Raw genomic sequence first — 14,840 nt, forward strand, 5'->3', positions numbered from 1 at the left:
TGGGGCCTCAGGCAGCTTGCTTGGCGTGGATCGCCTGCAGGTGGTTGGCCATCGCGGCCAGGATGTGCGGGTAGTCGGCCTCGTGAAAGAGGACCGAGCCGCGCTCCTTCAGGCCGGTGAAGCCCAGCGTGGTCAGGCCTTCGGCGGTAATCGACAGCGGGGCGATGCGCTCCTTGATCTGGCCGAGGCTCAGGGTCGGGTGGGTCATCGGCGCGGCAGCGACGGCGCGCTGCGGCATGGCGATCACGGTGGGCGCCGGTGCAGGCGTGGCGACGGCTGCGGCGGGCGGCGCGGGGGCAACTACCGGCGGGGTCGCGGCAGCAGCTTGTTCGCGTGCGAGGCGCTGGCGTTCGGCCTCCTGCTCGCGCTCGATGCGATCGACCTCTTCGCGGCGGATGCGCTCGCGCTGCTCTTCCTCGCGCTTGGCCTCAGCGGCCTGGTGCTCTGCGATGCGAGCTTTCACCAGCGTGGTCAGGTCTTCCGGCGCCTTCTGCACGATCTGCGCGGTGTCGGGGAACAGGAAGGCGTGCGCAGCGGCGTGCTCGCGAAGGGTGCCGAGATTCACCTGGATGCGGTCGGCGATCTCGCTGGCCGCGATCTTGGCGCGCGTCAGTTCGGCGCCCACCTTTTCTTCCATGCTGGTGAGCGACTTCAGGCCCCGGATAGCCGTGCCGAAGTCGGCAGGAACCTGCGGCATGTAGGGCTTGCCGAGACGCTGATTCAGCGCCGTGACGTGGTCCTGCAGGCCTTTCACTCCCGATGCGACGATCTCGCCGCGGCGGCGCTCCTTCTCGGCCGTCAGCAGATCCTCGGCCATCTTGCAGTTTTGCTGCAGCATCTTGTCGAGCATGTCGGCGGCCTTGTTTGCTTGGTCGACAGGCTGCACCTGGGCCAGCATTTGCGCCTTGGCCGACTTCAGCGCTTCGCGGCCCTGCTTCATGGCCTTGATCTGCGCGTCGAGGTTGACGAAGTCCTCGTCGGTCTTGGGCTCGCGGATCAGGCGGTTGTCGAGGAAGTCGCGCAGGCGCTCTTCGAAAACCTTGAAGTTGTCCTGCAGGCTCAGTTCGCCAGAGACTTGGACGAACGGCGCGGGCAGAGATTCGACCGACTCGGCCACGATCTTTTCCACGACGGGGGCAGTCGAGGGATCGTAGGCGGCCAGCTCCGCCGCGAACTGTGCCCAGCCGGCAACGATCTTCGCGCGCAGGTCCATGTCCGCGAAGTACCAGCAGTGACGCGCCTCGACCAAGTCTTCGCCCGACCACTTCGAGGCCATGAACAGCACCTTGTCGCAGCCAGCGACCATGCATTGCTGCTCCATCTGCACGCGGTACTGAAGCGGCAGCAAGTAGCCCGTAGCTTCATCGGTGATGGCGGCGCGCAACTCGTCGTTGAGCGTCTTGTGTTCGAAGGCAATGTCCTCGGCCATGGTCAAGCCATCGAAGGAGGCGCTGAGTTCCCCTTCGGTGCCGACGGACGGATAGAGCGGTTCGCCGACGATCTTCGCGGCCAGGGGTCGGGCGAGTTCTTCGAAGCGGTGGCCGGCGTCGAAGCGGCGCTGCGTGGCTGCATCGACTTCGGGTGCGATGCCGGTCTTCAGTTCGTGCAGCAGCTGGGTGCGCGTCTTGTACTTCGAGCAGCCCATCATGGCCGGCGCGTCGCTGGCGTTGAAGTGGGTCGCGCGGTGAGCATGCCACTCGGGGCTGCCTTGGATGAGGTCGATGGTCTTCATGATGGCGGTCCTTAGTCGGCGTTGAGTTCGGCGCGGCGTGCGTCGTAGGCGGCGTTCAGCGGCTCACGTTGCTGCTCGGGGATGGAGTTGATGAGGTCGGCGGCGAGGTTGAGCGCGTCCTCGTCCTGCGCCTTCGCGATGGCGTCGGAGACGCTGGCGAACGTCGGGCCGCTGGGCTCGGCCTGCGCTTCGGCGGCCAGCTTCGCGGGGATGCCCTTGATAGCTTCGATCTGCGCTTCGGTGAGCGTGGAGACGGTGGCGACCGTGGCGAGCACGCCGGCCACGTCCTTCTTCTTCAGCCGGATGACCTTGGTCCAGATCACCATGTTCTTGGCGAACTCTTCGTCGCTCTGCGTGGGCAGCGCGGGCTTGGCCGTGCCTGCGGCGGCGGCTTCCGGGTTGTGGCGCGTCAGGTGGTCGCGCAGCGCCTCGTCCATATCTTCCAAATCCTGGCCGAACATGTCGCCGCAGGCGGTGACGTTGATCGTCATAGCGATCTTGGCGCGCTTGTTCGCCATCTTCAGGATGGTGTTCGCGAGGTCGGCCGGCTCGGTGCGGACCTGCTTCGTCTTGTACTTGCCCGACTTGATGCGGCGCAGGTTGGCCGGCGTGGCGTCGAACTCTTCGTCCCATGCCTTGCGCCACTTGTACTTCTCTTCGCCGCTCGACGCCTCGCCCATGCCGGTGCCGAGCACGATGCCGTTCATCTGGTGGACGCCCGTGCAGGTCACGCGGTAGCGCACCACGTCGGCCGTCGAGAGGTCTTCGACCTGGTAGGAGTCGGCCACGCGGAAGGCCATGCACAGCACCTCGGCGCCCTGCTTGTAGAGCGTGGGCTTGTCGGTGCCGGGGATGATCCCGTAGTGGACCTCTTGCTTCATGACGGCCCGCATGACCTCCTGCACCAGCGCCACATGGCTGATGATGTCGGCGACGGCCATGCGGCTCGATGCGTGGGCGAGAGCGCCCTGTTGGGATTGGAATGCGACAACGGTGTTCATGCAGCCTCCGCCGTGTGCTCGATGCAGGTGAGTTCGCTGATCTGGCGGTCGATCTGCGCGAGTTCTTTTGCCAGCGCCACGCGAGCCAATCGCTTCTTCTCTTCAAGCGCCGAAACCATGAGAGGAATCGGGTCGAACTCGTCGGGCACTTCGACCTCTACGCTGTGCTCGCCGACGACCACCTCATGCGGTGAGTACTGGGGGTTGGGCCGGTACATCGAAAAGCGGATGGCGGGCTTGCCGTAGGACTTTTCGTAAGTCACGAAGCCGTTGATGGTGTGCTTGCTCATGTCAACCTCTGAAGAAATGAATAGCCGCGGCAGCAATGCAAGACACGGCAAAGATGGCAGCAGCAAGGCCGCTGATAGCGGTGGAAATGGGAGTGCGGGGCAGCTCGTCGGCTGTGTCGGCGTGGTCGCCGATGGGCGAGAAGAGCGGGTTCATGACGACGCCACATCCAGCATGAATCGGTGGTCGCAATGCGGGCATGTCACGATGGCCCCGGTTGCCGGCGTATCGACGTGATGAGCGCGTCCGTCTTCGCCAATCGCCAGCGTCCAGCGATCTTCGACATCCTCGCCCTGCGCCTGCAGAGAGCCGACCAGCGCGAAGTCCGGCCACTTCGCTCGCATCTGGTCGATCACGACGTTGACCAGCTTGTCGAGGTCGTAGGTCTTCTCCATGCCATCCCAGCGCAGGCCGGTGAAGTCCTCGTTCAGCTCCAGATCGATTGAGTACAGGTCGGGCGCACTCCATTCGGGGTGGTCGCGACAGTCTTCGCCGAACATGACGTTGAGTGCCGCCAACTGCGGTGCGGTCGGCTCGGTGGCAAAGCGCAGTTCGCCAGAGAATTTGGTGCTGTAGCCCATGCTCACTCCTTGTTCGCCGCGATGGCGTGGGTTTGGGGTGCCGAGTGCTCGGCGGTTGGCGCGTCATCGAACTTGATGACGACGAAGAGGGCGATCACAGCCGCGATGTAGAGCGCGAAGTCGGCTGCAGTGGGGCCGTCTCGGTCGTCGGGCATGGGGACGATCACGCACTGGCTCGAGCGGTTGTAGGGGCCGAGCGCGCCTTCGAGGTCGCGCGCTGCTCTGCCGGTCCAGCTGCTGTTTTTCATGCTGCGACTCCCGCCGCGGCAGCGTTCACCGCATCCTTGTGCGCGTCGTACTTGCCGATGGCCCAGACGACCGCAGTGATGGACCACAGGTAGTGGTATTCGTAAGCAGTCTGCCGGCCGTAGTCCCAGAGATCGCGGAAGCGGAAGCCGTCCTGCTCGAACGCCTCGGCACTGCGCCACAGCGTGTGCTCGTCGGTGTCGTAGCCGAAGACCTCCTGCTCGACAGCGGCCCAGAGCGCGTCGCGCTGCTTATCGCTCCACTCTTCGCTCTCGGCGTGGTTCTCGACGTAGTGCTTCAGCGTCTCTTTGAGAACCTCATCGGAGAAGGCCTCAATGCCCGAGTTCTTGTCGGCGGCCTGAACCTTCTCGGCCCAGTACTGCGGGTTGATCTCGTGACCACGGAAGAACTCGAACATGTCTTCGATGCGAGCGAACACGTACGTGCCGCAGTCGCCGCCGATGTACAGCCGGCCACCCCAGGTGATCACGTCGAACCAGTAGATGCTGCTACCGGGGCGCTTGAATCGGAGGTGCCGATCCACGCCGTCATCGCGCAGGATGGTCATCTCGTGCTGGGCCACGTCCTGTGGGAAGCGGGCTGCGACTTCAGCCTCGGCGAATCGACGCGCGCTCACGCTGCACCTCCGACGCGCGGCTGCGGAACGTCGAAGCCATCGGGCATGTACTCGCGCCAGATCGCACCATCGGGGTCCAGCTCGATCTGCATCTGCTGCAGCGTCGCGAAGTGCCGTGCTCCGTGGATGTGATCCTCGGAACGGTCGGCCATCCGATAGCCCCACTCGGTGCGCGTGGTGGTCGCCAGCTTGGTGCGATAGACACGCATCTGCTCGTCGTGCTCGAAGTCGTTCAGCAGGTTCTGCTTGGCAGCGGCACCGCCGACGACGGACAAACGAACCTTTGGGAACGGGCGCACGGCCACGTCGGAGAAGTTCGGCGCGAGCATCACAACACCTCGAGCGACAGTTCGTCGCCAGCCAGGCATTCCGCAACGAAGGCCTTCGCAGCCTCGCGGTCCGGATGCTCGGTGATCGTGACTTCGCACTCTTCCTGGAAGAGCTGCAAGTCAATGTGCAGCAGAGAGTCCATGTTCTTCACTCCAAGAGGCAGCGGGGTGCTGCGTTGGGTGAATTATGCAAACAAGTTTGCCGGCAAGGCAAGGGGTTAATGCAAAATAGTTTGCTCGCACGGCCGCTGATTTATGACCGCGCGGTCAGTAACCGCGAAGTGTGCAAAAGTGCCGCTAGATCGCGCAGGCCTTGTCGGCATACTCGCCGCCATGCCAAGCGTCTACCTTGCCGGCCCTGATGTGTTTCGCCCCGATGCAGTCGAGCACCTCCAGAGGCTCGCGCGCGTTGCCGAGGCGTTCGGCCTCGAAGCGCTGGTGCCGATCGATGGCACGGCTGCCGGCGCACAGACAGCGCAAGCCATCTACGACACGAACCTGGCGCTGCTGCGGCGTGCCGACGGCGTCGTGGCTAACCTCAGGCCGTTCCGAGGCACTGAGCCGGACTCTGGGACGGTCTTCGAGGTCGGCGCAGCCGTGATGCTGGGCTTGCCCGTGGTGGCGTACGGAGTGGGGAAGGGCGACTACCTGCGCAAGGTCCGGCGACAGTTGCCAACTGAGCCCGATGTGGCGGGCGTGCTGCGCGACATGGGCGGGATGGCCATCGAGGACTTCGGCCTCAGGCTCAATCTCATGCTGGCCTGCTCTGTGGATTTCGAGGACTCTGCCGAGGAAGCACTCATCGCGCTATCAACCAGGCTGGGCACGCGGCCGCGCGTCACTGGCGAGTCGGCTTGATCAGAGCCTTCTCGATCATGGCCTCGCACTTGGTCATGCCTGCTGCGGGATAGCAGCCACTCTTGAACACTTCGTAGGAATCCAGTGCTGAGCGAGCCGCCAGCCAAGCCTCCTTCTTCTCGCGACCGAGCTCTGCGCATTCCCATAGTTCGGGCGCCTCCGCAGCATCACATTTCACTCGGGCTGCCTGGATGTATCGAGCCACAACGGACGCGCCGAAATCTGGCTCTTCGTGGTTGAGCTGATCGCACCCTGCGTTGAGCGCACAGAACAGCACGACCGCAAGCGCAGAAGAGGCGACTCTGATTCTCATGTTCGAAGGCTAGCAGTTCGATCGCGAACCTCGAGCGTTATCCTTCTCGGATGGCCCTACCGAACTTAAAAAAACTGCGCACTGACCGACTGCTTTCTCAGATCGAGCTCGGCGAAGCCATCGGCATTTCATCGCGCACCTTGATGCGATGGGAGGCAGGGCAGGGCGAGCCAGGGGCGTCCGAGTTGCTGCAGCTCGCGCGCTTCTTTCGAGTGAGCATCGATCAGTTGGTCGGCGACCTTCTTCCACCCGAATCTACCGGCGAACTACCGAGAGTCGCCGATTTGTCTGGGCGGCAACTCGACTACTGGGTGGCTCGCACGCGAGGCATGCCAGCCGAGATGCTGGAAGACGGCCCGGTTGTGTATGTGCCAGGCGAAGGGCAGATGCCAGTCCCCGCATACAGCACCGACCCTTCCCATGCCAATCCGATCATGGAGAGCATGGGCATGCACTTGTGCCCCGCGGCATCAGGGGCGACTTTCGATGGTGAAGTGAAGCAGCAGCCGGGCTGGATTGCCCGTTGCGCGGAGAGCTCAAGGGCAGCTTGGGGGCGAACGATGCTGGAAGCTGGAATGCGGGCCTATCTGCTCTTCGAGATCGGCGACCAGGTGCTGACGTGATGCGTCACAACGGCTGCGCGTTTCTGACAAATTTGTTCACGCAAAACACAATTTGTCTCATTTGATTGGCGGAGTTGCATCGGTTTTTGGGGTTTTCACCCACAAAAGCAATTCCTAAGTTCTCAATTCCTCATGCCGCGCGCTTGGCACACCTCCTGCGGATAGGTAAGCGCTCCAGGAGGGAATCTCCTGGTGAATCAACCCAACCGAGGACTTTCATGAACCATCGCACTCTCGCTCGCCGCGCTCAAGCCGGCTTTACCCTCATCGAATTGATGATCGTGGTCGCGATCATCGGCATCCTGGCGGCCGTCGCTCTGCCGGCGTATCAGGACTACACCGTCCGCGCCAAGGCATCAGAAGGCATGGGCCTCGCCACCGCCGCCAAGACCGCGCTGTCTGAAGCTGCTGCCCGCGGCGACATTTCGGCCGTCACGAACGCGGCCGCTGCCGACGACGTCCTCGGATTGCCTGTCGCAACCGCGATCAACGGCAATGTCGTCGCAAGCGTGGCCGCAGCAGGCACCAGCGTTGCAGGCGCAAACCCGCAAACTGGCACGATCACCATTACCTACAAGGCTGCAGCAGCCAACATTCCGCCAGATCTGGCTGGCAAGGTTCTGGTTCTGAATGGTTCTTTCGGTGCGGGCAGCGCTGTCTGGTCCGTCGAAACCGGCGCGACGACCACTCTGGCCGCGAAGTTCCGCCCAAAGCTCTAACCCCGTAACCGGGGCTCACGAAGCCGCCTTCGGGCGGCTTTTTCACGTCTGCTGCTCAGACCTGCTCGCTGCGCCAGACCGTCAGCACCTTGCCGAACACGGCGAAGTCCATCTTCTGGGTGATCTCGAAGGCGTCGTAGTCTGGGTTGAAGGACTTGGCGCGCAGCACCAGGCCGTTCTCCGTGGGGATGCGCTGCAGCTGCTTGATGAAGCCGTGGTTGCCGACGCGGAAGAAGTAGACGCCATCGCCGCCGCTTTCCACGTCCGTGACGCCCCTGTCGAGCAACAGCGGGTCGCCGGGGTTGTACTTCGGCTTCATTGAGGGGCCGAAGCCCGTCACGATGCACAGGTTCGCGCGCCCCGTGTGGTGCTGCACGTTGAGCCGGAGCCATTCCGGGTCCACACGCCAACTCTTGATCAGACCGGGGGGTTGCTCCTCGAGCACCAGGCCGCCGTTCCCCATCGCGCCGGCGGCGTCGTACTGAGCGATCAGGTAGTCCTTCGGATCGTCCGCAGGCTCCGTCGTCACGACGAACGTGGATGGCGCGGCTCCAGGCACGAACGCCCCGGCCTTGAGCGTCTCGACATTCGTTCCCATGGCCGCCGCCAGCGCGGCGATGTACCTGGGCGTCCGAATGTCCTTCTTCAGAAGATTCTCAATGTCCTGCCGCTTGCAGAGGCTGTCCGCTTCGATGCCCGCGCCGCTTTGAACTGTGGAGACGGCGGCGGCCAGGTCGGCGACCGTAAACGGTTCGCTCGCCTCATCGCTTTTCCAAGAGAGGTATTCGATGACCTGCTGAGCGAGCGTTTTCATGCAAAGGATTTTGCATCCTCTTGACTGCAAAGAAGTTTGCGAGATAAACTGCAAACTACTTTGCTCTTGAGGTGTTTTATGCAGCAGCCGACCGGTATCGAGCTCGCGGTCACGATGAAAGGCAGTCCCGCCAAATTGGCGGAGGCTGTGGGGAACGGGGTTCTGAGACAACACGTTGAGTACTGGCTGAAGGCTGGAATCGTTTCAGCAGATCAGGCGCCGTACGTCTCCGCAGCGACGGGCATCCCCATCGAGAAGCTGAACAGCAAAGTGAACTGGGCGCTCGCTCGAAAGATCCGCGCCAAGGCATCTGCCGAGCCCAAGGCCCCCATCGGCGAGGGCGCCTAAGCCATGGCCTCCATGCCCATCTGGCTCCAGATTCCGTTCGTGCTCATCGGCGCGATCGCGCTGTCCGGCGCCGCTCTCGCGCTGCTTGCGAAAGAGGTCTGACATGCATCAGCCCTCAACCCTCATCGCCCAGTTGCGCACTGCGCTTGGCTTCGAACGCGAGCCAGTGGATCTTGATGACGGCGGCATCGCCTTCATCGGATTCGTGCGTTTCGCGTGTGGCGATTCCGATGAAGCCCACGCCCTGCAAGCGTGCTGGTTCAACGCGAGCGGAAACGCTCCACGTCACGACACGCCCGCCACTACGGCGGAGTGTGGCCAGTACATCGATTGGCTGATTCAGACCCATTGGGGCGAGGCGGGCGTTACGGCCGCCACGGTTCACTGAGCTTGCAGCCATCACCTCCACAAGCGAAGCCATGAGCACGTCTGCATCTACCTCTGCCGGTGTCGCTGACCAGTGCGCTTCGCTGTGTTGCTTTGTTTCCATGAACAGGACTGTCGCAGCGAGCGCCGCTACGCGCCACGTCCAAAAAGTCGGAGCCCGGACATGAACTCGAATGACGCATTGCGACTGATGGTCGCGTACTACCCAGGCGGTCGTGAAGCAATGGCGGTGCGCCTCGGCATCACCGACGAGCTGCTCCGTAAGGAGCTTGCTGGCGGCCCTGGCCACAAGATGGGCGTCACGCGCGCCGAGCAAGTGTCCGAATACTGCATCGAGGCAAAGGGCGAGCACTGCTACGCCTACGTCAACTCGCTCAACGCGCGTAGTGGCCGCCTCCTTGAGTTGCCGGTGCGCGATGACATGACCACGCCGCGCGAGATTCGCACTGGCATGGCCGGCCTGCTGGAGAAGACCTCGGCCACCATCATGGCGCTCACCAGTGCGCTCGCTGACGACAACATCAACGACAACGAGCGCCGCGACATCGAACGCAAGCTCAGCGATCTTTTCGCGGTCGGGCAGGGCATCTTGCGCGGCACGCACGAGATCAACGAATCGCGCAAGCCCGCTCACTTGAGGGCTGCGGCATGAGCGCCCCTACGACCGCGCCCGCTGCACCGAAGGCCGAGATCGACTTCGAAAAGATCGACACGCAGGTCCTCATCGACGAGCTTGAAGCACGCGGCCATGACGTCGACAACGAGCCGGACCTCGAAAGCTACAGCGATGACGACCTCATCACCGAGCTGCAGGAGCGCGGCATGGGCGACGCACCGCACGGCACCCGCCAATCCATCGTCGAGATGTACGAGGCCTTCTACCTCGGCAAGAACGAAGCTGCGATCTCCATTGCGCGCCGCATCGCGCAGGACACCACCGGAAGGACTTTGCCATGAACGCCATCGCATTCGTCAACATCCACGGCCAAGCCGTCGACACCAACAAGCGTGTTCCGCTGCCGAAGCGCACCTCCGACGGCCCGGGCGAGTTTCACAAGGGCTGGGCCGTTGAGGGCGTGCCGCCTGGCGCACTGGAGGAGGCGCAGGCACTCCACGAGCAAGAACGTGCAGTGGCCATCCGGGAGAACGCCAAGCGCATTCCAGATGAATGGAATGCCCTGACCTGGCTGCAGACGAAGGCGAAGCTGAAGCGCGTGCGCACGAAGGCCTACGAGGTGCCCGAGGCCGCAGCACTGTGCAAGGACATGGCCGAGAAGGCTGGCTGGCTGCAAGTCCGCGTGCGGGCGCTGTCGAAGGGTTCGGCATGAACACCGCCATCACCAACGACATGGTGGCTGCGATGGACGAAACCGCCTCGTTCATGCACCAGCAGCCTCCCTTCGTCTTCCCACCCTCAGGCATCAAGCCCGAGCGCGCTCCCAAGATCATCCGCATCAAGGGCTTGGTATCGGTCAACCGCCACGGCATCCCCATCACCGGCCGCGTGCAGGGTGAAGCGGACATGCACCGCAGTGACTCCATCCGCAGAGGTGGCATCTGATGATCGCCCACACATCCGTCGATGCGCCGCGCGCTCGAGCCACCGACCCGGTCACGTCGCACATGGCCGCCGACCGCTCGATCCGCTTCGCCGAAGGCCACGCCGCCAAGATCCTGCGCGCCATCAAGCACCGTCCCGGCCAGACCGCTGCGTACTACTCGCAGATGACCGGGCTGACCGTCGTGCAGATCGACCGCCGCCTGCCTGAGATGGAGCGCAAGGGCCTCATCCGCACGACCGGCGCCATCTACAACGGCTTCCGGGCTTGGGAGGCTGTGTAGTGGCCGAAGTTGAAAAGGTCGATGCCTGGATGCCGCTGTGGATCGGCGCGTATCTGGCTGACACCACGCACCTGGCACGCGATGAGCATGGCGGCTATCTGCTGCTACTCATCGCGTACTGGCGCAACCGCGGGCCCCTGATCGACCAAGGCAACCGCCTGGCCAACATCTGCAAGGCAACCCCTGCTGAGTGGAAGCGCCTGCGTCCGTTGCTCGTTGAGTTCTTCGATGAGGTCGATGGCTTCTGGGTTCATGGGCGCGCCGACAAGGAACTGGCATCCGCTGGCCTGCGCAAGTCGGCTGCTGTGAGCAAAGCTAAAGCAGCAGCTGAAGCACGCTGGGGGAAGTCCTCCGGTGGTGCAAAGAGCAATGCTCCAAGCATGCCCGGAGCATTGCCTGAGCATGTGCATGAGGATTGCCCTACACCATCACCTTCTTCTTCACTTCGTTCAGAAGAGATCTTGTCGGGTCAGGCCGAGTCGAAGTACCCGATCGAGTTCGAGGCGGTGTGGCTGGCCTACCCCGACCGACCTGGCCGCTCGAAGGCCGATGCCTGCAAAGCCTGGAAGGCGCGACGCAAGGATGGCGTAACCGTCGAGGTGCTGATGTCCGGCGTCCAGCGCTACGCAGCCTACTGCCGAGCCTGCAAGACCGAGCCCGGCTTCATCAAGCAGCCCACCACGTTCTTCGGCCCCGGAGAGCACTACCTATCCGACTGGACGCCGCCGGCACCGGGCGCCGTGCCCCGCCAGTCCTTCGGCGCGCCAAGGCACGCAGGTGCTGCCGCCGCCATCTTCGACATGGACACCCAAGGAGTGATCAATGCTTAAACCCGTCGTGGTCAACGCAGACGACTTCCGCCGGGCCCAGCCCGCGGCGGATGAGACCGTCGTCAACAACGTGTTCAAGGTGCTGCATGGCTACTACGGCAACCTGTTCCTGAACAAGTTCGCCTCTGGCGTGCTGGATGGAAAAGGCCGAGACATGGGCGTCGCCAGCGCGCGTTCGGTGTGGGCTCACAAGCTGCGGGCATTCGACGAATCCATCGTCGTGACCGCGCTCGAGCAATGCCAAGTCAGGCACCCGGAGTTTCCGCCAGGTCTGCCGCAATTCGTCGCGATGTGCGCCAACGCTGCCCCGCGCGCGACCTACCAGCCATCGAATGCCATCGAGATGAGCGGCGCGCTGCGCAGCCAGTACGCCCGGCAGGCACGCGCCATCGTCGAGAAGCACGAGGTGAAGGCAGAACGACGCCGGAGTGGCTACATCCCTCTTCCGCCAACTCTCGACGGCCTCAAACAGGCCATCGCTGCCGCCGTTGGCGAAGCAGGCGGGGATGAGGCCGCCGAACTCCTGCGCCTTGATCGCATGTTCACCCAAGGAGTTCACTGATGAGCGAATACAGCGCCGAATGCCAAGCGGCAAACCGCATCGCCGCGCAACTCCGTGGCCTCCCATCACCGAAGCATCGGGCACGGCTCCAGGTCGTCCAAGCGCCGAAGGTAAGGAAGCCTCGGGCGCACGCAACCGGCATCCCGGGCAAGGGCGGCTATCTGCGTGCCGCCATGCAAACAAGGATCGTGGAGGTTCTGGCTTACTGCCACGAGTTCTACGAAGAGAACGACCAGCTTCCACCGCAGTCCTGCGTCGCCGAGCGCTTCGGTGTGGTCGAGCAGGTTGCGCAGAAGTACATGCGCTATCTGGGCGATGCCGGGCACCTCGAGCGCAACGCCGTCGGCAAGTGGCGTTTCGCGCGGCAGGTCACGAAGGACGCGAAATGATCCAGCTTGCACTCGCATTCTTCGGCCTCTCCGCACTGTGGATGGCCATGGGCAAGAGCGCCCGCGCACGAAAGTTCGCGCCACTCGTCGGCCTGTGCGGGCAGCCGTTCTGGATCACCTTCGCTGTGCAGGCCGGCGCGTGGGGATTGCTGGCGCTGTCGCTGGCTTACAGCGCGGTCTACGTGCGCGGCGCATGGATTCAGTGGAGGGTGGCATGAGGTGCATTCAGTGCTCCCACTGGGACCTCAAGCATTCAACCCTGCGCGCGCACGGCTACGGCCTGTGCAAGGCGCTGGTGCCCGCGCAGCCCGGCCGCACGTTCTCCGACCGCAACGCCTGCCGCTTCGGCAAGTTCGCGCAGGCGCCGGCGGAGACGGTGGCCAAGCGGGAAAAGGTGATCGGATGACCGCCATTCAAGCCATCACCCGCACCGTGTGGTTCGCGCCAACCAAGCGCCGGCACTACATGTCCCCACGCGCGGCCGCGCATGCCGAAGCCAGCGCGCGAATCGAAAAGAAGTACCCGACCGAGAAGTCCGAGTCCGAGAGCGGCGTGTGCTACGACCCCGGCTACCACTGGCGGGAAGACCAGCGGCTGCTGAAGGTGCACGCACGCCTCGCGCGGCTCTTGCTGGCTGCCCTTCGGAGGTCTGCATGAAAGCCATCCTCATCCGCACGCCCGGCGGCCTGCGTGGCTCAACGCCAGCAGACCAAGATGCATGGTCCAAGTTCCGCCGCAAGCTGGAAACGATGAAGCCGGGCAAGTGGCTGCGCGTCGAGTTCTCCAGCCCGCGCAATGGCCGCCACCACCGCAAGCTGATGGCGCTGCTGCAGCTCGTCGCCGAGAACAGCGAGACCTACAACACGGTCGAGAAGGCGCTCGTGGCTGTGAAGCTGGTCACCGGGCACTTCGACCTCATGGCCGACCCCAAAACCGGCGAGATCGTGCAGGTGCCGAAGTCCGTGAGCTATGAAGCCATGGATCAGGAGGGGTTCGATGTGTTCTATAGCGCGGCAATCGACGGTGTGCTCCAGCACATCCTGCCGCAGATGGACGAGCCCACGGCGAACCGCCTGATGGACATGATCGTGGAGGGTTGGGCATGAAGGCGGCAGACCTCGCAGAAATCATCTTGCGCGCGCCTACGCGCCGCTTGGATGCGGAGGCAAAGATTGTTGTTTGCCGGCCTGGGACCGTTGGCGGCACACCCGCCGTTTCGTTGAAGAGCGCCGGCTTCGGGATCGACTGGGACAACGGCACGTTTCAGATCTATCCGGCTGAGCAGCTGACGACGCTCTCTGCGGAGGATGTCGCGGCCATCCACAAGGACGTGGTCAAGGGAGGCAGCTGGCACGCCTTCCAGCAATGGAAGAAGCAGGACGCCCGCATCAAGGCGCTTGAGGCTGAACTGGCTGCGCTGAAGGGGGCGAAGCATGCGTAGGGCGGCCAAGATCGACGCCAACCAGACGCAGGTCGTGTCGGCTCTTCGCGCTGCCGGCGTGTCGGTGCAGAGCCTCGCAGCCGTCGGCAACGGTGTGCCGGACCTGCTGTGCGGCTTCCGCGGCAAGTTGTCGCTGCTTGAGGTCAAGGACGGCAGCAAGGTGCCCAGCGCGCGGAAGCTGACGCCAGATCAAGTCGACTGGCACGCCATCTGGGCCGACATGCCGCTGTTCGTAGTCGAGACGCCTGAGCAGGCGCTCAAGGCGCTGGGGGTGATCGCATGAACCAAGCCTTGTACTTCGCCGCCCTCTGGGTCTCCGAATGCTGGTACGAGGCATGGCGTGATGAGGGTCGCCTTCACAGCAAGGCGCGCGGCATCGTGGTCTTCGACCGCGTGCTCAACGGGGAGATCCAATGACCTTCGCCCGCCGAACCTACGAGCGCAAGCCGCAGCCGCTGTACCGGCCGGTTGAGCCGCGCGGCAGCTACGCGAAGCCACAAGCCTTTGTGTCCGCACCAAAGCAACCGCGCGCCGAGAACCGGCACTTGTTGGACATGGCGCGCGGCAAGCCCTGCCTGATCCGCAGCCCGATCTGCAACTACGACCCCGAGACCACGGTCGCCTGCCACGGCGGCGGCGTCGCCAACGGAAAGGGCATGGCCTACAAGGTCTCGGACGCGCTGACGTGCTGGGGCTGCAGCGCATGCAACCACTACACGGATGCGTACGCCGGCGCCACCAAGGCGCAGAAGGCCGCCGCTTTCATGCTCGGGCACCTCGCCCAGGTCTGCGAGTGGCGCGCCATCGCCGCCAGCACGCAGGCTGACCCGAAGGAGCGCATGGCCGCGCAATGGGCACTCGACCAACTCAACGCAACGCCCGTCGGCGAAACCCCTTAAC

General features: G+C 63.8%; 32 protein-coding genes. 20 read left to right on the forward strand and 12 right to left on the reverse strand.

Going from position 1 to position 14,840, the window contains the following annotated elements; all coding sequences use genetic code 11:
• Positions 1-7: 7 nt before the first annotated feature.
• The 9 genes from CY658_RS04840 to CY658_RS32680 are packed head-to-tail and all read right to left on the reverse strand — an operon-like array spanning position 8 to position 4,957.
• Positions 8-1,732, reverse strand: coding sequence for a YqaJ viral recombinase family protein (locus CY658_RS04840; protein WP_101489095.1), 1,725 nt, complete (start codon positions 1,730-1,732; stop codon positions 8-10).
• Positions 1,733-1,743: 11 nt separating this feature from the next.
• Entirely contained in the window at positions 1,744-2,673 is a 930-nt protein-coding gene (locus tag CY658_RS04845; protein ID WP_101489096.1) for a hypothetical protein, read from the reverse strand.
• A 56-nt stretch (positions 2,674-2,729) separates the two neighbouring features.
• Positions 2,730-3,023, reverse strand: a complete 294-nt coding sequence (locus tag CY658_RS04850; protein WP_101489097.1) for a hypothetical protein — start codon at positions 3,021-3,023, stop codon at positions 2,730-2,732.
• Position 3,024: 1 nt separating this feature from the next.
• Positions 3,025-3,177 (reverse strand): hypothetical protein, encoded by a 153-nt coding sequence (locus CY658_RS32675; RefSeq protein WP_180838867.1) that lies wholly within the window; start codon positions 3,175-3,177, stop codon positions 3,025-3,027.
• Complete coding sequence (locus CY658_RS04855) at positions 3,174-3,602, reverse strand: hypothetical protein (RefSeq protein WP_101489098.1); 429 nt, start codon at positions 3,600-3,602, stop codon at positions 3,174-3,176. The genes CY658_RS32675 and CY658_RS04855 overlap by 4 nt, the downstream gene beginning before the upstream one ends.
• Before the next feature lie 2 nt (positions 3,603-3,604).
• A complete protein-coding gene (locus CY658_RS04860; protein ID WP_101489099.1) occupies positions 3,605-3,850 on the reverse strand; it encodes a hypothetical protein in 246 nt (81 codons plus the stop codon).
• Positions 3,847-4,485, reverse strand: coding sequence for a hypothetical protein (locus CY658_RS04865; RefSeq protein WP_143713593.1), 639 nt, complete (start codon positions 4,483-4,485; stop codon positions 3,847-3,849). The genes CY658_RS04860 and CY658_RS04865 overlap by 4 nt, the downstream gene beginning before the upstream one ends.
• Positions 4,482-4,814 carry a hypothetical protein gene (locus CY658_RS04870; protein ID WP_101489101.1) on the reverse strand — a complete coding sequence of 111 codons (333 nt, stop codon included), beginning with the start codon at positions 4,812-4,814 and terminating at the stop codon, positions 4,482-4,484. The genes CY658_RS04865 and CY658_RS04870 overlap by 4 nt, the downstream gene beginning before the upstream one ends.
• Complete coding sequence (locus CY658_RS32680) at positions 4,814-4,957, reverse strand: hypothetical protein (protein WP_180838868.1); 144 nt, start codon at positions 4,955-4,957, stop codon at positions 4,814-4,816. The genes CY658_RS04870 and CY658_RS32680 overlap by 1 nt, the downstream gene beginning before the upstream one ends.
• Before the next feature lie 190 nt (positions 4,958-5,147).
• Between CY658_RS32680 and CY658_RS04875 the strand changes: the two genes are divergently transcribed.
• The gene (locus tag CY658_RS04875; RefSeq protein ID WP_101490229.1) at positions 5,148-5,672 is read left to right on the forward strand and encodes a nucleoside 2-deoxyribosyltransferase; all 525 of its coding nucleotides are present in this window, start codon (positions 5,148-5,150) and stop codon (positions 5,670-5,672) included.
• Here the strand turns inward: CY658_RS04875 and CY658_RS04880 are convergent.
• Positions 5,653-5,985, reverse strand: a complete 333-nt coding sequence (locus tag CY658_RS04880) for a hypothetical protein (protein ID WP_101489102.1) — start codon at positions 5,983-5,985, stop codon at positions 5,653-5,655. The two genes, CY658_RS04875 and CY658_RS04880, sit on opposite strands and share 20 nt — an antisense overlap.
• Before the next feature lie 50 nt (positions 5,986-6,035).
• On the opposite strand from CY658_RS04880, the gene CY658_RS04885 reads away from it, so the two are divergent.
• Entirely contained in the window at positions 6,036-6,608 is a 573-nt protein-coding gene (locus CY658_RS04885; RefSeq protein WP_101489103.1) for a helix-turn-helix domain-containing protein, read from the forward strand.
• Positions 6,609-6,826: 218 nt separating this feature from the next.
• Positions 6,827-7,327, forward strand: a complete 501-nt coding sequence (locus tag CY658_RS04890) for a pilin (RefSeq protein WP_101489104.1) — start codon at positions 6,827-6,829, stop codon at positions 7,325-7,327.
• Positions 7,328-7,382: 55 nt separating this feature from the next.
• On the opposite strand, the gene CY658_RS04895 is transcribed toward CY658_RS04890, so the two are convergent.
• Complete coding sequence (locus CY658_RS04895; RefSeq protein ID WP_101489105.1) at positions 7,383-8,141, reverse strand: S24 family peptidase; 759 nt, start codon at positions 8,139-8,141, stop codon at positions 7,383-7,385.
• A gap of 78 nt (positions 8,142-8,219) precedes the next feature.
• Between CY658_RS04895 and CY658_RS04900 the strand changes: the two genes are divergently transcribed.
• Entirely contained in the window at positions 8,220-8,489 is a 270-nt protein-coding gene (locus tag CY658_RS04900) for a hypothetical protein (protein ID WP_101489106.1), read from the forward strand.
• Between the two features lie 115 nt (positions 8,490-8,604).
• Here CY658_RS04900 and CY658_RS32685 read toward each other — a convergent pair whose 3' ends face one another.
• Positions 8,605-8,979 carry a hypothetical protein gene (locus tag CY658_RS32685; protein ID WP_180838870.1) on the reverse strand — a complete coding sequence of 125 codons (375 nt, stop codon included), beginning with the start codon at positions 8,977-8,979 and terminating at the stop codon, positions 8,605-8,607.
• Positions 8,980-9,039: 60 nt separating this feature from the next.
• Between CY658_RS32685 and CY658_RS04905 the strand changes: the two genes are divergently transcribed.
• Genes CY658_RS04905 through CY658_RS04975 form a run of 16 tightly spaced genes read left to right on the forward strand, consistent with a single transcriptional unit; the run spans position 9,040 to position 14,839 of the window.
• Positions 9,040-9,528, forward strand: coding sequence for a phage regulatory CII family protein (locus tag CY658_RS04905; RefSeq protein WP_143713597.1), 489 nt, complete (start codon positions 9,040-9,042; stop codon positions 9,526-9,528).
• Positions 9,525-9,833, forward strand: coding sequence for a hypothetical protein (locus tag CY658_RS04910; RefSeq protein ID WP_101489108.1), 309 nt, complete (start codon positions 9,525-9,527; stop codon positions 9,831-9,833). Before CY658_RS04905 ends, CY658_RS04910 begins: the two co-directional genes overlap by 4 nt.
• Positions 9,830-10,204 (forward strand): hypothetical protein, encoded by a 375-nt coding sequence (locus tag CY658_RS04915; RefSeq protein WP_101489109.1) that lies wholly within the window; start codon positions 9,830-9,832, stop codon positions 10,202-10,204. The genes CY658_RS04910 and CY658_RS04915 overlap by 4 nt, the downstream gene beginning before the upstream one ends.
• Positions 10,201-10,437, forward strand: coding sequence for a hypothetical protein (locus CY658_RS04920; RefSeq protein ID WP_101489110.1), 237 nt, complete (start codon positions 10,201-10,203; stop codon positions 10,435-10,437). The genes CY658_RS04915 and CY658_RS04920 overlap by 4 nt, the downstream gene beginning before the upstream one ends.
• A complete protein-coding gene (locus CY658_RS04925) occupies positions 10,437-10,718 on the forward strand; it encodes a winged helix-turn-helix domain-containing protein (protein ID WP_101489111.1) in 282 nt (93 codons plus the stop codon). Before CY658_RS04920 ends, CY658_RS04925 begins: the two co-directional genes overlap by 1 nt.
• On the forward strand, positions 10,718-11,548 hold the full coding sequence (locus CY658_RS04930) for a YdaU family protein (RefSeq protein WP_101489112.1): 831 nt from the start codon (positions 10,718-10,720) through the stop codon (positions 11,546-11,548). The genes CY658_RS04925 and CY658_RS04930 overlap by 1 nt, the downstream gene beginning before the upstream one ends.
• Positions 11,541-12,110, forward strand: a complete 570-nt coding sequence (locus CY658_RS04935; RefSeq protein WP_101489113.1) for a hypothetical protein — start codon at positions 11,541-11,543, stop codon at positions 12,108-12,110. The genes CY658_RS04930 and CY658_RS04935 overlap by 8 nt, the downstream gene beginning before the upstream one ends.
• Positions 12,110-12,499, forward strand: a complete 390-nt coding sequence (locus tag CY658_RS32385) for a hypothetical protein (protein ID WP_143713599.1) — start codon at positions 12,110-12,112, stop codon at positions 12,497-12,499. The genes CY658_RS04935 and CY658_RS32385 overlap by 1 nt, the downstream gene beginning before the upstream one ends.
• Positions 12,496-12,717 carry a hypothetical protein gene (locus CY658_RS04945; protein ID WP_101489115.1) on the forward strand — a complete coding sequence of 74 codons (222 nt, stop codon included), beginning with the start codon at positions 12,496-12,498 and terminating at the stop codon, positions 12,715-12,717. Before CY658_RS32385 ends, CY658_RS04945 begins: the two co-directional genes overlap by 4 nt.
• A complete protein-coding gene (locus CY658_RS04950; protein ID WP_101489116.1) occupies positions 12,714-12,905 on the forward strand; it encodes a hypothetical protein in 192 nt (63 codons plus the stop codon). Before CY658_RS04945 ends, CY658_RS04950 begins: the two co-directional genes overlap by 4 nt.
• Complete coding sequence (locus CY658_RS04955; protein ID WP_101489117.1) at positions 12,902-13,156, forward strand: hypothetical protein; 255 nt, start codon at positions 12,902-12,904, stop codon at positions 13,154-13,156. The genes CY658_RS04950 and CY658_RS04955 overlap by 4 nt, the downstream gene beginning before the upstream one ends.
• The gene (locus CY658_RS04960; protein ID WP_101489118.1) at positions 13,153-13,605 is read left to right on the forward strand and encodes a DUF1367 family protein; all 453 of its coding nucleotides are present in this window, start codon (positions 13,153-13,155) and stop codon (positions 13,603-13,605) included. Before CY658_RS04955 ends, CY658_RS04960 begins: the two co-directional genes overlap by 4 nt.
• Positions 13,602-13,940: a hypothetical protein gene (locus CY658_RS04965; RefSeq protein WP_101489119.1), complete on the forward strand. Its 339-nt coding sequence runs from the start codon at positions 13,602-13,604 to the stop codon at positions 13,938-13,940. The genes CY658_RS04960 and CY658_RS04965 overlap by 4 nt, the downstream gene beginning before the upstream one ends.
• Positions 13,933-14,223, forward strand: a complete 291-nt coding sequence (locus CY658_RS04970) for a hypothetical protein (RefSeq protein ID WP_101489120.1) — start codon at positions 13,933-13,935, stop codon at positions 14,221-14,223. The genes CY658_RS04965 and CY658_RS04970 overlap by 8 nt, the downstream gene beginning before the upstream one ends.
• Complete coding sequence (locus tag CY658_RS32690) at positions 14,220-14,357, forward strand: hypothetical protein (protein WP_180838871.1); 138 nt, start codon at positions 14,220-14,222, stop codon at positions 14,355-14,357. The genes CY658_RS04970 and CY658_RS32690 overlap by 4 nt, the downstream gene beginning before the upstream one ends.
• Positions 14,354-14,839 (forward strand): nuclease domain-containing protein, encoded by a 486-nt coding sequence (locus CY658_RS04975; RefSeq protein ID WP_101489121.1) that lies wholly within the window; start codon positions 14,354-14,356, stop codon positions 14,837-14,839. Before CY658_RS32690 ends, CY658_RS04975 begins: the two co-directional genes overlap by 4 nt.
• Position 14,840: the final 1 nt, after the last annotated feature.

It is taken from the genome of Variovorax sp. RO1, assembly GCF_002849325.1.
GTDB lineage: Bacteria > Pseudomonadota > Gammaproteobacteria > Burkholderiales > Burkholderiaceae_C > Variovorax.